The organism is Kocuria oceani, assembly GCF_029524215.1.
Classification (GTDB): domain Bacteria; phylum Actinomycetota; class Actinomycetes; order Actinomycetales; family Micrococcaceae; genus Kocuria; species Kocuria oceani.
In genome coordinates this window covers 1-14,550 of record NZ_JARAMH010000023.1, presented here as the reverse complement: position 1 = coordinate 14,550, position 14,550 = coordinate 1, and the positions used below count along the sequence as shown (strand labels likewise).

At 74.1% G+C, this 14,550-nt stretch carries 11 protein-coding genes and 1 tRNA gene; 3 read left to right on the top strand and 9 right to left on the bottom strand.

Annotated elements, in window-relative coordinates:
• Window positions 1–45: 45 nt before the first annotated feature.
• The 4 genes from PU704_RS17485 to PU704_RS17470 all read right to left on the bottom strand — a co-directional run bounded on the left by PU704_RS17485 (window position 46) and on the right by PU704_RS17470 (window position 3,617).
• Complete coding sequence (locus PU704_RS17485) at window positions 46–1,029, bottom strand: ribose-phosphate diphosphokinase (protein WP_047804102.1); 984 nt, start codon at window positions 1,027–1,029, stop codon at window positions 46–48.
• On the bottom strand, window positions 1,026–2,507 hold the full coding sequence (glmU, locus tag PU704_RS17480) for a bifunctional UDP-N-acetylglucosamine diphosphorylase/glucosamine-1-phosphate N-acetyltransferase GlmU (RefSeq protein WP_380112481.1): 1,482 nt from the start codon (window positions 2,505–2,507) through the stop codon (window positions 1,026–1,028). Before glmU ends, PU704_RS17485 begins: the two co-directional genes overlap by 4 nt.
• A 207-nt stretch (window positions 2,508–2,714) precedes the next feature.
• A tRNA-Gln gene (locus PU704_RS17475) sits at window positions 2,715–2,787 on the bottom strand.
• Between the two features lie 62 nt (window positions 2,788–2,849).
• A complete protein-coding gene (locus tag PU704_RS17470) occupies window positions 2,850–3,617 on the bottom strand; it encodes a hypothetical protein (RefSeq protein WP_047804100.1) in 768 nt (255 codons plus the stop codon).
• Between the two features lie 383 nt (window positions 3,618–4,000).
• Here PU704_RS17470 and PU704_RS17465 point away from each other — a divergent pair, with 383 nt between their 5' ends.
• On the top strand, window positions 4,001–5,848 hold the full coding sequence (locus tag PU704_RS17465; protein ID WP_277552151.1) for an ABC-F family ATP-binding cassette domain-containing protein: 1,848 nt from the start codon (window positions 4,001–4,003) through the stop codon (window positions 5,846–5,848).
• Between the two features lie 4 nt (window positions 5,849–5,852).
• Window positions 5,853–7,079 (top strand): phosphotransferase, encoded by a 1,227-nt coding sequence (locus PU704_RS17460; RefSeq protein ID WP_277552150.1) that lies wholly within the window; start codon window positions 5,853–5,855, stop codon window positions 7,077–7,079.
• A 169-nt stretch (window positions 7,080–7,248) separates the two neighbouring features.
• Here the strand turns inward: PU704_RS17460 and PU704_RS17455 are convergent, their stop codons facing one another.
• A complete protein-coding gene (locus PU704_RS17455; RefSeq protein WP_277552149.1) occupies window positions 7,249–8,571 on the bottom strand; it encodes a ScyD/ScyE family protein in 1,323 nt (440 codons plus the stop codon).
• Between the two features lie 192 nt (window positions 8,572–8,763).
• Here PU704_RS17455 and PU704_RS17450 point away from each other — a divergent pair, with 192 nt between their 5' ends.
• Window positions 8,764–10,440, top strand: a complete 1,677-nt coding sequence (locus PU704_RS17450; protein ID WP_277552148.1) for a polymer-forming cytoskeletal protein — start codon at window positions 8,764–8,766, stop codon at window positions 10,438–10,440.
• A gap of 49 nt (window positions 10,441–10,489) precedes the next feature.
• On the opposite strand, the gene PU704_RS17445 is transcribed toward PU704_RS17450, so the two are convergent.
• Genes PU704_RS17445 through PU704_RS17430 form a run of 4 tightly spaced genes read right to left on the bottom strand, consistent with a single transcriptional unit; the run spans window position 10,490 to window position 14,263 of the window.
• Window positions 10,490–10,957 carry an FAD synthase family protein gene (locus PU704_RS17445; RefSeq protein ID WP_277552146.1) on the bottom strand — a complete coding sequence of 156 codons (468 nt, stop codon included), beginning with the start codon at window positions 10,955–10,957 and terminating at the stop codon, window positions 10,490–10,492.
• Complete coding sequence (locus PU704_RS17440) at window positions 10,954–12,198, bottom strand: glycosyltransferase (RefSeq protein WP_277552145.1); 1,245 nt, start codon at window positions 12,196–12,198, stop codon at window positions 10,954–10,956. The genes PU704_RS17445 and PU704_RS17440 overlap by 4 nt, the downstream gene beginning before the upstream one ends.
• Window positions 12,195–12,935, bottom strand: coding sequence for a CDP-alcohol phosphatidyltransferase family protein (locus PU704_RS17435; protein ID WP_075872562.1), 741 nt, complete (start codon window positions 12,933–12,935; stop codon window positions 12,195–12,197). Before PU704_RS17435 ends, PU704_RS17440 begins: the two co-directional genes overlap by 4 nt.
• On the bottom strand, window positions 12,932–14,263 hold the full coding sequence (locus tag PU704_RS17430; protein WP_277552144.1) for a DUF1972 domain-containing protein: 1,332 nt from the start codon (window positions 14,261–14,263) through the stop codon (window positions 12,932–12,934). Before PU704_RS17430 ends, PU704_RS17435 begins: the two co-directional genes overlap by 4 nt.
• Between the last annotated feature and the right edge of the window lie 287 nt (window positions 14,264–14,550).

Sequence of the window (14,550 nt, the reverse complement as noted above, 5' to 3'; positions counted from 1 at the left end):
CGTCGTGGGCCGGGAGATCGGTCACGGAATCGGTCGCGGGATCGGTCAGGAGCGGCCGTTGAACAGGCTCGTCACCGAGCCGTCCTCGAAGACCTCCTGGATGGCCCGGGCGATGAGCGGGGCGATGGACAGGACCGTGAGGTTCTCGAACTGGTGCTCCGGGGGCACGGGCAGGGTGTCCGTGACCACGACCTCGAGGGCGCCGCAGGAGGACAGCCGCTCCACCGCCGGGTCGGAGAACACGGCGTGGGTGGCGGCGATGATGACGTCCTTGGCGCCCTTCTCGCGCAGCACCTTCACGGCGCCGGTGATCGTCCCGCCGGTGTCGATCATGTCGTCGATCAGCACGCAGGTGCGGCCCTCGATCTGCCCGACGACCTCCTTGGACACCGCCTGGTTCGGGACCGTGATGTCGCGGGTCTTGTGCACGAACGCCAGCGGGCAGCCGCCCAGCAGCTCCGTCCACTGCTCGGCCACGCGCACGCGGCCGGTGTCCGGGGAGACCACGGTGACGTTCTCGACGTCGACGACGGAGCGCACGTGGTCCGCCAGCAGCGGGATGGCCATCAGGTGGTCGACCGGGCCGTCGAAGAAGCCCTGGATCTGCGCGGTGTGCAGGTCCACGGACATCAGCCGGTCCGCGCCGGCCGTCTTGTAGAGGTCCGAGATCAGGCGGGCCGAGATGGGCTCGCGGCCGCGGTGCTTCTTGTCCTGCCGGGCGTAGGGGTAGAACGGGGAGACCACGGTGATCGACCGGGCCGAGGCCCGCTTCAGCGAGTCGATCATCAGCAGCTGCTCCATGATCCACTGGTTGATCGGCGCCGGGTGGGACTGGATGAGGAAGGCGTCCGTGCCCCGCACCGACTCCCCGAAGCGCACGTAGGTCTCACCGTTGGCGAAGTCGTAGGCGGCCGTGGGGATCAGCTCGGTGCCGAGCTCCGACGCGATGCGCTCCGCGAGCTGCGGGTGCGCCCGGCCGGAGACCAGGACCAGCTGCTTCGCACCTGCGTTGGTGATGGCGGTCGTCATTCTTGCTCGCTTTCCTCGGTGGTGTGCGCGGCGGTGGTGTGCCCGGCGGCGGTGCGCCCGGTCGTGCTCTGTCCGGGGACGTCCCCGGCCGTCGCGGCGCCGTCCGCCCGGGCGCGCAGCGCGGCCTCGGCCGCCGCCGTGCCCTGGCGGTGCTCCACGACCCAGTTCTCGACGATCCGCTGCGCGCCCTCGGTCAGCGCCAGCGCCCCGGCCGGCACGTCCTTGCGGATCGTGGTGCCGGCCCCGGAGTAGGCGCCGTCCCCGACGGTGACGGGAGCGACGTACATGTTGTCGGAGCCCATCCGGACGTGGTCGCCGATCACGGTGCGGTGCTTGCGCACGCCGTCGTAGTTGACGAACACGGAGGCCGCCCCGATGTTGGAGTGCTCGCCGATGGTGGCGTCCCCCACGTAGGACAGGTGCGGGATCTTCGAACCAGTGCCGATCCGGGAGTTCTTGGTCTCCACGAACGTGCCGATCTTGCCGTCCGCGCCCAAAACCGTGCCGGGGCGCAGGTAGGCGAACGGCCCCACGGAGGCGCCGGGGCCGATCACCGAGCCGGAGCCGTGCGTGCGCACCACGTGCGCGCCGGGGCCGACCTCCACGTCCGTGAGGGTGGTGTCCGGGCCGACGACGGCGTCCTCGGCCACCCGGGTGCCGCCGAGCAGCTGCGTGCCCGGCAGGACCGTGACGTCCGCGCCGATCCGCACCTGCACGTCGATCCAGGTGGTGGCGGGGTCCACGATGGTCACCCCGTTGCGCATGTGCGCCTCGAGCACGCGGCGGTTGAGGTGGGCGCCGAGCTGGGCCAGCTGCACGCGGTCGTTGGCGCCCTCCACCTCCCAGCGGTCCTCGATCTTCAGCGCGTCCACGGCGCGGCCGGCCTGCCGGGCCAGCAGCGGGACGTCGGTGAGATACATCTCGCCCTGGGCGTTGTCCGAGGTGACCTGCGCCAGGGCCTCGCGGAGGGCGTCGGCGTCGAAGGCGAAGATGCCGGAGTTGATCTCGGTGACCGCGAGCTCGGCCTCGGTGGCGTCCTTGGCCTCCTTGATCTCGCGGAACGAGCCGTCGGCGTCCCGCAGGACCCGGCCGTAGCCGCCGGGCTGCTCGTGGTCGGCGGTCAGCACGGTGACCGCGTTGCCGCGCTCCTCGTGGTGGGCGACCAGCTTCTGCAGCACCTCCGGGGTCAGCAGGGGGACGTCGCCGTAGGTGACCACCACGGTGCCGGCCAGCCGCTCCTGGGCGTCGAGCGCCTCCACCGCCACCTGCACGGCCCGGCCCGTGCCGGGCACCTCGTCCTGGTCCACGATCAGCGCCGCGGGATCCTGCTCGAGCACGTGCGGGGCCACCAGGTCCCGCTCGAAGCGCACCACGGCGGCCAGCCGCCGGGGGTGCAGGCTGCGGGCGGCCACGAGGCTGTGCCCCACCATGGAACGACCCCCGATCCGGTGCAGGATCTTGGGGGTCTTGGACTTCATCCGGGTGCCCTTGCCGGCGGCGAGGACGATGACGGCGGCGGGGCCGCCGGCCGTCCCGGGCGCGGAGGCGGAAGTGTGGGGGGTGCTCACAGCGGGATGCAGCTCCTCGGTCGTCGATCGTCGAGAGGCTCCGGTGGGCTCACCGGGTCCGTCTCGGCTCCGTCTTGCAGGCTGTCGGCGGTCAGGCCGTCGGGCGGGATGCGGACGTTCCGCCTCTAGGACTCGAACCTAGACTCCGCGGCTCCAAAGGCCGGGGTGCTGCCGATTACACCAAGGCGGAGCACCGCCGTGGAACGGCAGTGGTGCACACCGTGCACAGGGAGTCACCCTACCACCAGGCGGTCAGGCGCCGGCCGGTCCCGGGCGCCCCAGGATGACCAGGATCCGGGCCGTCGCGGCGGCCTCCCGCAGCTCCGGCACGGCGGCGAACAGGTTCTCCACCGCGTCCTCGTCCACCCCGCACACGATCAGCGGGGCCAGGTCCAGCAGCGGCCGCATCCGCTCGAACGCGGCGGCCGGGCCCTCCCCCGCGGCGGTGGACGCGGCGACGTTCCAGGCCACGGAGGCCAGGTAGTGCGGGTCCACGTCCAGCGTGCCCTCCTTGCGGGCGCGCTCCAGGAACTGGATCAGCTCCACCTCGTCCGCGGTGGCGCCCTCCGTCTCCAGCAGCAGGTGCACCTGGTGGGCCGAGGCAGCCTCGGCGAGCGCCGCGAGCATGGAGAAGATCCGGTCCTCGCTGCGCCCGCGCCCGCCGACCCCGGCCCGGGGCACCACGAGGTACTCGGCGCCCACGCCGGCGGCCAGGGACAGGTGGTCGTCGAGGACGGCGATGACGCCCTCGTCCGGGATGTCCTCGTCGATGGAGATGTCCGCCCGCAGGATCAGGGGCGCGGCACCGGCCCCGCGCAGCGCCTCGCCGACCTGCCGCTGGGGCACCGACCCGAGGTGGCGCCCGGCCAGCTGACCGGGCCCGGCAGGGATCTCCACCGGCCCGGGGTGCTCCCGCACCGTGCGCACGGCTTCCTCCAGGTCCGTGACCCCGTCCAGGCGGGTGCCGATCGGGTGGACGGTGGTCGCGGAGGGTCGCTCCGTCGGGTTCTGCTGCTCCATGCCTCCATGGTCTCACCCGTGCTTGTGCCGTGGCTGAAAGCCCGCTGTCCGCACTTCGGCACCACCCTGGGCGCCCCCTCCTCCCCCGCCGAGTGCCCCAGCCACGCCTTCTGCGCCGACTCCCCCACGTCATGCCTCTCGCACCGAGCCTCCCTGCCACGCCCCTCGCGCCGAGTCCCCCATGTGCTCGCAGATCCCCCCGATGGATCGGGGGGATCTGCGAGCACATGGGGGACTCGGCAGATAGAAGGGGGACTCGACGAGCAGAGGGGGACTCGACGGGAGGGGCGTGGCGGGGAGCTGGGGTGTACGGGGGCAGGGGTGTGCGGGGGCGGCGGGTGCTGGGCGGGGAGCCGGCCACCGCACGCGAGTACCCTTGACGGGTGGCACATCTACTCGGCGGCGAGAACCTGCACCTCGAATTCCCCACCAAGACGGTCTTCGACTCCGTCAGCCTCGGCATCGACGAGGGCGACCGGATCGGCATCGTGGGCCGCAACGGCGACGGCAAGTCCACGCTGATGAAGCTGCTCGCCGGGCGGCTGAAGCCGGACGGGGGCCGCGTCACCGTGCGCTCCGGCGTGCGGGTGGGCATGCTCGACCAGGCCGACGTGCTGGACCCGGGGCTGACCGTGGGGCACGCCGTCGTCGGGGACCGCGAGGAGCACGAGTGGGCCGGGGACGCGAAGGTCCGGGACGTGATCGCCGGACTGGTCAAGGACCTGGACTGGGACGCCCGGATCGGGGAGCTCTCCGGCGGGCAGAAGCGCCGCGTGGCGCTCGCCGCGCTGCTGGCCGGGGACTGGGACGTGATCTTCCTGGACGAGCCCACCAACCACCTGGACGTGGACGGCATCACCTGGCTGGCCCGCCACCTGAACAACCGCTGGCCCAAGAACCAGGGCGGCATGGCCGTGGTCACCCACGACCGCTGGTTCCTGGACGCCGTGTGCACCGACACCTGGGAGGTGCACGACCGGATGGTCGAGCCCTTCGAGGGCGGCTACGCGGCCTACGTCCTGCAGCGGGTGGAGCGGGACCGGCAGGCCGCCACCGTGGAGGCCAAGCGGCAGAATCTGATGAAGAAGGAGCTGGCCTGGCTGCGCCGCGGCGCCCCGGCGCGCACCGCGAAGCCCAAGTTCCGCATCGAGGCCGCCAACCAGCTGATCAACGACGTCCCGCCGCCGCGCGACACCGTGGCGCTGTCCCAGCTGGCCGTCTCCCGGCTCGGCAAGGACGTGGTGGACCTGGAGAAGGTCTCCGTCTCCTACCCCACCGAGGACGACGGCCCGCGGGAGGTGCTCCGGGACGTCACCTGGCTGATCGCCCCCGGCGAGCGCACCGGCATCCTCGGCGTCAACGGCGCGGGCAAGTCCACGCTGCTGGGCCTGGTCACCGGTGACGTCCAGCCCACCAGCGGGCGGGTCAAGCGCGGGAAGACCGTGCGGATCGCCACGCTGACCCAGCAGCTGTCCGAGCTGGAGGACGTGGCCGAGGACCGGGTCTCGGACGTGGTCGCGTCCAAGCGCACCACCTACCTCGCCGACGGCAAGGAGATGACCCCGGGACAGCTGCTGGAGCGGCTGGGTTTCACCAACGAGCAGCTGGCCACCCCCGTCAAGGACCTCTCGGGCGGGCAGAAGCGGCGGCTGCAGCTGCTGCTGATCCTGCTCGACGAGCCCAACGTGCTGATCCTCGACGAGCCGTCCAACGACCTGGACACCGACATGCTCGCGGCGATGGAGGACCTGCTGGACACCTGGCCGGGCACCCTCCTGGTGGTCTCCCACGACCGCTACCTCCTGGAGCGGGTCACCGACCAGCAGTACGCCGTGATCGACGGCCGGTTCCGGCACCTGCCCCGGGGCGTGGAGCAGTACCTGGAGCTCGCCGCCCAGTCGCGCACCGGCACGGCCGCCGGCTCGGCGAACGCCTCGAACCCGCTGGCGGCCACGGGGGCGTCCTCGAACGGGTCCAAGGGGGCGACGGCGCAGGGCGCGCCGAAGCTCTCCGGCGCCCGGGCCCGCAGCGCGCAGAAGGAGGTGAGCGCGATCGAGCGGAAGCTGGAGAAGCTCACCGCGAAGGTCGACACCATCCACGCGGAGATGGCCGCCCACGACCAGTCCGACTACACCGGCCTGGCGGGCATCACCGCCCGGCTGACCGCGGTCCAGGACGAGATCGAGGAGCTCGAGCTGCGCTGGCTCGAGCTGTCCGAGGACCTGGCCTAGACCGGTGGCCGACCCCGAGCGGGAGGCCGTGGCCCTGCTGACCGGCCCCCGGATGGGCCCGGTCCTGGAGCAGGTGCTGCGCCCGGCCGGGCTGGACGCCGACCGGTGGACGCTGCGGCGGGTCCACCACCGCCCCGGGGCGGGCGCGAGCGCCATCTTCGACGTCGTGGCCCTGGACGGACGGCGGCGGGTCGCCGAGGTGGTCTGCGTGAGCACCACCGCCCCTCCGCGGGAGGCCGTCGAGCACGCCGGTGGCCCGCTGCTGCTCGCGCACGAGGGCCTCGCCCTGACCGCGTGGCGGCATCCGCACGACCCCTGGCTGCCCGGGCTGCCGTGGGCGAGCTCGCCCGAGGCGGTGGGGCGCACGGTCTTCGGCTCCGCCGTGCCGGCCGAGCTCACCACGATCTCCTACCGGCCGACCCGCCGGGCGGTGCAGCGGGCCACCCACGACTCCGGGGTCCGCTACCTCAAGGTGCTCCGGCGCGGCCCGGCCGCCGCCCTGCACGGCCGGCTGCGGATGCTGCTCGACGCCGGGCTGCCCGTGCCGGCGCCGGCGGGCGAGCCGGTGCAGGAGGTGGTGGTGCTCCACGAGCTGCCCGGGGCGCCCCTGGCGAGCGCGGTGCGGGACGACGGCGCCGCCGCGCTGCGCCCCGAGCACGTCCTGGCGCTGCTCGACGCCCTGCCCGCCGCCGCCGCGGAGCTGCCGCGGCGGGCCGGCTGGACCGACCGGGTGCTGGACTACGGGCACGCGGCCGCCGTCGCGCTGCCCGAGGAGCGGGAGCGCGCCGAGCGGCTGGCCACCGCGATCGAGGACGCCCGCGGCACCACGGACCCGGGCCCGGCGGTGCCGGTGCACGGGGACCTCTACGAGGCCAACCTGCTGGTGGGCCCCGACGGGCGCGGGCGGTTCGGGCCGCTGACGGGACTGCTCGACGTCGACTCCGTGGGACCGGGCCACCGGGTGGACGACCTCGCCTGCCTGGTCGCCCACGTGGCCGTGCTGCCCACGGTCAGCGACCGCTACGGGCACGCGCCGGCCACCGCCGAACGGCTGCTGGCCGGTTTCGGGGACGCGGTGGATCCCGCCGCGCTGCGCGTCCGCTGCGCCGGGGTGGCCCTGTCCCTGGTCGCCGGCGCCCGGCGCTCGGGCGGCCCGCCGGACCGGGCCCGCCGGCGGCTGGAGATCGCCGAGCGCTTCCTCGCCCAGGCCGAGCAGCGTTCGGCGGGCTGAACACACCGAGCCGAGCGCGTCAGGTCCAGTTCACCGTGCTCGGCACACCGGCCTCGGCACGACGGTTCGAGCACGACAGGCCCAGCACGACGAGCTGGACATGACGGGTCCGGCAGGACGGCGGTGGCGGGAGCTGGTCCCGCCACCGCCGTCGTCGTTCCTCCCCGGGCTATCCGTCCGTGGATTCCGTGGTCTCCGCGTCCTCGGCGGAGTCCGGTGCCTCGGTGCCCGGTGCGGCGTCCAGCCGGTAGGCGTCGGAGAAGTCCAGCTCCCAGACCGCGCCGCCGCCGACGGCCCCGAAGGGGTTCTGCGGGCCGGCCGCGATGCCCTCGGCCGTCGCGACGCTGTTGACCGCTGCGTAGACGTTGCCGTAACCGTCGGCCGCCAGGCCGGCCGGGAGCGGGACGTCGACCGCCCAGCGCGCCGGGTCCTCGTGGTGCCGGTGCAGGACGACCACCTGACCGGGGACCTCCCCCGGGGTGGACGGCGCCTCGTCCGCCGGGGTCTCCCCGGGGGGCTGCGGCGGCGTGGGTCCGAACAGCTGCGAGACGTACAGGTGGTCGTCGTCCACGGCCACGCCGGTCACGGCGGTGAAGCCGTCCCAGCGGTCGAGCTCCACCCCGTCGGCGGAGAACTGCACGACCGAGGCCTCGCCCGGCCGGACGGAGCCCAGACCGCCCACGTAGACGTTCCCGTCGTCGTCGGTGGCGAGGGACGTGGGCACGAACTCGGCCGGCCCGGCCGGGTCGTCCGTGCCGTCGGCGAGGGCGGTGGTCGGCCACGTGGCCCACGCGGTGATCTCGTACGCCGGTGGGGCGTCGTCCGTGGCGGTGGAGAAGTCCGGCTCGACCTTCCACACCGTGTTCGCCCCGGCGTCCGCCACGAGCGCGTAGCCGTCCGGTGATGCGTCCTCGTCCTCGTCCACGTACAGCACCGCGTACGGGTTGGAGTCGACCTGCGCGCCGTCCGGGTTGAGCTCCTCCTCGGCAGCCTGCAGGTCGGCGTACGGGATCAGATAGGACGCCCCGTCCTCCTCGGTCCCGGCCACGAGCATCGACCCGCCCCGCGCCTCGGGCACCGCGAGGTCGAAGCGCGCCGGGTCGTAGCCGGCGACGAGGTACTGCCCCTCCACGTCCGTGGCGTCCGCGCCGGCGGGCCCCTCCGCGAAGGACCCGTCCGGACCCGCCACGGACAGCAGTCCCTCGACCACGGAGGTCACCGTGGGCGTGTGCCGGTGCGGGTCCCCGATCAGCGTGACCGCCCCGGTCGCCCCCGCACACCTCATGTCGACACAGTCCGGACCGCCGCGCCCCGCCTCGGCCACGACCAGGGAGTCGTTTCCCCGGCCCCAGTTCAGCTGCCGCGGGTTGTCCAGGCCCTCGGCGACGACGCGCGGCCCCGGCGGCCGGTCGTCGTCGTGCGCGGTCGCCGCCGGCACCGCACCGGCCAGCACCACCGCCGCCGTGACGGCTCCTGCTCCCAGTCTGTTCATGACCCACCCCCGGTCAAAGTTGCCGCACGCCAGCCGTGCGACAGGCCCAGGCTAGGACCGACGCGCGCGGAACGGCCCGCAACGGCGCCAACCGTGACCGGCTCTTGACCTACCTGCAGGTAGACGGCGGGGACGCGTCACGAGCGGCCGCATCCTTGACACGCTCCCGAGCCCCGGCGTGCACTCGACAGCATGGAGGTCCCACAGCCGTTCCGCACCTCGCCCACCACGCTCCTGCTGCGGCTGGCGCTCGCCCTGGCCCTCGCGCTCACCGGGCTGCTGCTCGCCGCCCCGGCCGGCGGAGCCGCCGAGATCCGCAACGACGAGACCGTGCGGGTCGCCGAGGGCGAGGTCGTCGACGACGACCTGTACGCGGCCGCCGGCGAGGTCGTCGTGGACGGCACCGTGCGCGGTGACCTCGTGGTGGCCGCGGGCCGGGTGACGGTCAACGGCACGGTGGAGGGCGACCTCCTGGCCGCGGCCCAGACCATCGTGGTCGAGGGCACGGTGGGCGACGACGCCCGGGTCGCCGGTCAGGCGCTCTACTTCGGGGACGGGGCCCGCGTGGCCGGGGACCTCGTGGCGGCCGGCTTCAGCCTGCAGACCCGCCCCGGCACCGAGGTCGGCGGGGACGTGCTCCTCGGCGCCTACCAGGCCCTGCTCGCGGGCAGCATCGACGGGAGCGTGACCGCCGGCGCCGCCGGACTCGCCCTGGCCGGTGCGATCGGCGGCAGTGTGCAGGCCGACGTCGGCAGCCCCGACGACGTCGAGGCCGCCTGGGCGCCGGCCACCCAGGTGCCCGTGCCCCCGGTGGAGGGAGGCCTGACGCTCACCGACGAGGCCCGTGTGGCCGGGGACCTCTCGTACCGGTCGGCCGCCGAGGCCTCGATCGCCCCGGGCGCCGAGGTCACCGGGGAGATCTCCTACGAGCGGGTCGTCGTGGACGACGCCGAGCCGGCCGGGCCCACCGGGCCGCTGGCCGTGCTGCTGTCCGGTCTGCGCCTGTTCGTCACGCTGCTGCTGGCGGGGCTGCTGGCGCTGTGGCTGATCCCGCGGACCGTGACGGGAGCGGCCTCCGTGCTGCGGACCCGTCCCCTCCTGAGCCTCGGATGGGGCGTGCTCGCGATCGCCGGCACCGCGGTGGCGGCGCTGGCGTTCCTGGTCGTCGCGATCCTGCTGGGCATCGGCCTGGGACTGCTGACCCTCGGCGGGCTGGCGGCCGCGGTCGTGGCCACCGGCGTGGTGCTCCACGCCGTGCTGGTGCTCGGCCTGATCCTGGCCATCGCCCTGCTGGCCCCGGTGGTGGCCGGCCTCACCGGCGGCGGCCTCCTGCTCCGGGACCCCTCCCCGGCGCGCTTCGGCAAGCGCGCGGGGGCCCTGGCGCTGGGCCTGCTGATCTACGTGCTGCTGCGGGCGGTGCCCTACCTCGGGCCGGTGGTGGCCCTGCTGGTGGCGCTGTTCGGCGTCGGCGCCCTGGCGGTGTGGCTCTGGGACGTGCTGCGCCGCCGCCGGGCGCACCGGCGCGGTCGGGTCGCGGGGCTGCCGCCGGGCGGGACCGCCGGACCGGGTGCCGGAGCCGGCGCGTACCCGCAGGCCGGAGTCACCCCGTACGCGCAGGGCGGTCCCGGCCCGTACGTGCAGGGCGGTCCCGGCCCCTACCCGCAGGACGGTCCTGGCTCCTACCCGCAGGACGGTCCCGGTCCCCACGCACCGGCCGGCGCCGGCGCGTATCCGCCGAGCGGCGCGCAGCGTCCTCCGGCGGGCGGTGACGTCCCGCCCGGAGGCTCGACGTCGGCCCGGCCGCCGTGGGCGGCCGGCGATCGCGGTCCCGGGCCCGGTCCGGGCGCCGACCCCGACACCCGGACCTGAGCAGTCCAGCCCTGCGCAACCCGGCCCTGAGCGACCCGGCGCGGAGCGGTCAGGCGGCCGGCAGTGAGAGCGCCTCCAAAGCGGCGCGCAGCTTCGTGGAGGACGTGTGCACCGTGTACGGGAAGTACACGACCTCCACGCCGACCGCCGCGAACTCCTGCTCGAGCCGGTCCCCCTTCGGGGTGCCGCGCCAGTCGTCGCCCTTGAAGAACACATCGAAGCGGAGCTCCCGCCACGTGTCCATCTTGTCCAGCAGGATCTCGGCGTGGACCTGGTCCACGTAGCGGATGTGCTCGACGATCTCCATCCGCTCCCGCAGGGAGACCACCGGACGATGGCCCTTGGTGATCTCGATCAGGTCGTCGGAGACCACCCCGGCGATCAGGTGGTCGCAGTGCTGCTTCGCCTGGCGCAGGATGTTCAGGTGTCCCACGTGGAACAGGTCGAACGCACCTGCCGCATAGCCGAGCCTCGGCCGCCTCGTGCCGTCCGAGCCCGTGCTGTTCGTGCTGCTCATGCTGTGCGCTCCTTCTCGGCCAGGGCGCCGGGTCCCCGCAGGACTTCCGCGCCGACGGTTCCCCCGAATCGTCCGGAGGAGGGCGGAGCCACGGCGTCAGCCACCTGACGGCCGTAGACCCGCGGATCGTGCCGCCGGCGTGCCACGGGCGCGTCGGCGGCGGCCGCGGCCCGGAACCGCGACCAGTCGGCGGCCACCGCCGCGAAGGCGTCGGCCAGCTGTGCGGCCGCGTCCGTGGCCATCGTGTCCGCGCCGGCCACGCAGGAGTAGTCGCCCACGGCCTCGCGCAGTCCCGTGTGATCGGCCACCACCACGGGACGGGCCGCCAGCACGGCCTCCACGGCGGTGTTGCCGAAGGCCTCGGTCACCACGGGCGGGATCACCACGACGTCGGCCGCCTCCAGCCACGGCCACACGTCGGCGTGGAAGCCGCGGAAGCGCACCCGGTGGGACACCCCTGCGGTCTCGATCGCCCGGCGCAGCCGCTGCTCGTACCACTCCTTGCCCGGAACCACGTCCCCGACCAGGTCGAGGACCGCGTTGACGCCGCGCTCCTCGAGCAGGCGCAGTGCCTCCACCACCAGGTGGACGCCCTTGCGCTCGGACAGCCGTCCCACGTAGACGATGCGCAGCTGCCCGTCCAGATGCGCGCGCGCAGGCCGTGGGTCCGCGGGCCCCGCCACCCCGTTGAGCACCACGGTCGACCGCCCGGCGAGCCGCGGCACCGCCTCGACCAGGCACGCGAGCGTGCACTCGCTGTTGACGAGCACCCGATGAGCCGGAAGGACCGGCAGCGCCAGCCCGAGCCGGATCGGGGCCGGCATCTCGAGCTCCGCCTCGTGGACGTGGACGACCACGTGCGCCCCGGCCCATCGGGACAGGAGCGGCCACACGGGCAGCACCTCCGTGCTGACGTACACGGCGCGCGGCTGCAGACGGCGCATCGTCCGCAGCGCGGGCCGGAGCCCGGCCACGGTGTCGCGCACGAGTGCGGGCCAGTTCCGGGGTTCGAGGTGGCGCTTCTCGAGCACCAGGGAGAAGACCTGTTCGACGCGCGCCCCCGCTGCCAGGAGCAGCGGCACCAGCGGGCCGGGTCCGGGAACGGCCACGACCACGTCGCCGTGGGCGTCGACCAGCTGCCGGACGGACTCGAGCAGCATCCGGTCGGCGCCGTAGAGGTCGGAGCTCGGGTGGACCACCAGGACGGGCCCCTCGTTCCTGGTACGGGTGCGCCGGGTCATCCGAGCCTCCTCATGTCGTTGAACCACTTGGGCAGGGCCAGGGCGGTGTGCCCGGCCAGGGCTGTGCACAGCAGGGTGTAGACGAGCACGAACGCCTCGGTCCACCCCAGCAGCACGAAGGACAGGCACACGACCCCGTAGTCGACGGCCAGCAGCACCACGGAGCGCATCGGCCGGAACTGTCCCGGCCGGCGCAGCGGCACACCCCTGATCTGCTTGAGCGAGTCGTTGAGGATGATGGTGAAGAAGGCCACGTTGTCCAGGGCCAGGAACGCCAGCGGGACGAGCAGCCACGTCTGCGGGACATCGAGGAACCGAGCCGCGGCCACCAGGACCGCGATGTGCAGCAGAGAGATCTTGGCGCAGTCGATGACGTGGTCGAGCCACTCTCCCGCCGCCGAACCACCGCCGCGCAGCCGCGCCACCTGGCCGTCGGCGGAGTCGAGGGCGTAGCCCAGCGCCAGGAGGAACGCCACCAGCACCCCGGACCACATCGTGGGTGCAACGAGGGCGAGGACCAGGATGCCGGCGGCCGAGCAGCCCGCGCTGATGCCGGTCACCTGGTTGGGACTGAGCCCGGCGCGGTGAGCGGCCGCGGCCAGCAGCCGCCCCGCCGGCCGGTTGACGAACACGGAGTACGCGGGCGCCCCCGCGGCGCGGCCCTTCTGCGCCGCGGCGAGCTGCGCCACGGTCTCCCAGTAGGTCGGGGCGCCCGGTCGCTCGGAGGTCGTGGTCACGGGACCCGCACCTCCTCGGCGCCGGTCACGGCCGGGGCCGGCGCCCCGGCGCGGGTGAGGGCGGGCACGCCCTCGGACGTCCGCCGTGCCGTCGGGTCCGAGGCCCACACGCGCCCGGTGCGACGGCCCGTGGCGGAGCCCCGGGTCGTGGTGCCCCGAGCCAGAACGCGGGCCAGCTGCTCGTAGCCGTCCGTCACGCGGTCCCAGTCGTAGCGCTCGCGGACGCGGACCGCCAGTCGTTCACCGCGGCGGACCTGACCGACCGGATCGGCCTCGGCCTCCGCGAGCAGCGAGGGCAGGTCCTCGGCGGCACCGAAGTACCGGGCATCCGCCCCGAGGACCTCACGGTTGAAGACCACGTCGTAGGCCAGCGTCGAGGCGGCCGCGCCCATGGCACGGAGCAGGGACGGGTTGGTCCCGCCCACGGAGTGCCCGTGCACGTAGGTCAGGGCGTTGCCGTACAGCTGGTTCAGCACCTCCTGGTCCCACACGCCCCCGAGCAGCCGGATCCGGGGGTCGGCGGCGGCCGTGCGCTCGATCCGGTCGATGTAGTCGGCGGCGTAGGGCGCGGTGCCCACGACCACGAGCGGCAGGGCCGCCGAGCTGCGGTGGTAGCCCTCCACGATCATCTCCACGTGGTTCTCCGGCTCCAGGCGGGCGACCACGAGGTGGTAGCCGTGCGGGGCCAGACCCAGTCCCGCGAGGGCATCGGAGCCGATGCCCTCCAGAACGGGAGCGCCGTAGGACAGCATCGTGGTGTCGACCCCGAACTCCTGCCGGTAGTAGTCCTGGATCCCGATGGCGTCGGCGATCAGCGCGTCCGCCCAGCGGACGGACAGCGCCTCGGCACGCCGGTAGTAGGCGCGACCCACGGGTCCCCACTTCCCGCGCTTCCAGTCCAGACCGTCCACGTGGACGGCCACCGGGGTGCCTCCGCCGCGCAGCAGCGGCAGCAGCGGGGCGTTGGCCGGGTTGAACACGAAGTTCACGTCCGTGTCCCGCCGCACCAGGTGCCGCAGGCCGGACATCGTCGTGTGGCTGAGCGTCTCCACGGCCTTTCCCCGGATCGCCGGCAGGTGCACCAGGCGCATGCCGCGGTGCGTCGCCGGATCCGGGGTGCCCGGGTCGCCGCTGAGCTTGGCGGCGTTGCCGCGCCGGCAGTGCACCACGACCTCGTGTCCGCGCCCCGCCAGGCGCGAGCCGATCTCCTCGATCGCCGTCTCGAATCCGCCGTAGGCGGCCGGAACCCCCCTGGTCCCGATCATCCCGATGCGCAGCACGCCGGCCCCGCTGCCCTGGCCGGTGGCCCGGCCGTTGTTCTCCTGCATGGTCTCTCCCCCCTGTGGTGCTTCCTGTCCGGAAGCCGGGCGGCCGTCCCCACGGTCGCCCGTTGCTGATGGTGCGGTGCTCCTGGGGTCCTTCCGCCGACACCTCCCGGGTGCCGGCGGAAGGACCCTCCGTGCGGCGGCCGGATCAGTTGGCCGCCGCGGAGCCGGTGGTGCGTGCGGTGAAGCGGTTGACGCTCAGGGTCCCCGGGGCGTTGGTCGCGGACCCCGAGACGTAGTAGCCGAGCTGGAACACCCCTTCTCGCTGCAGGCTCGCGGTGGAGTCCTCC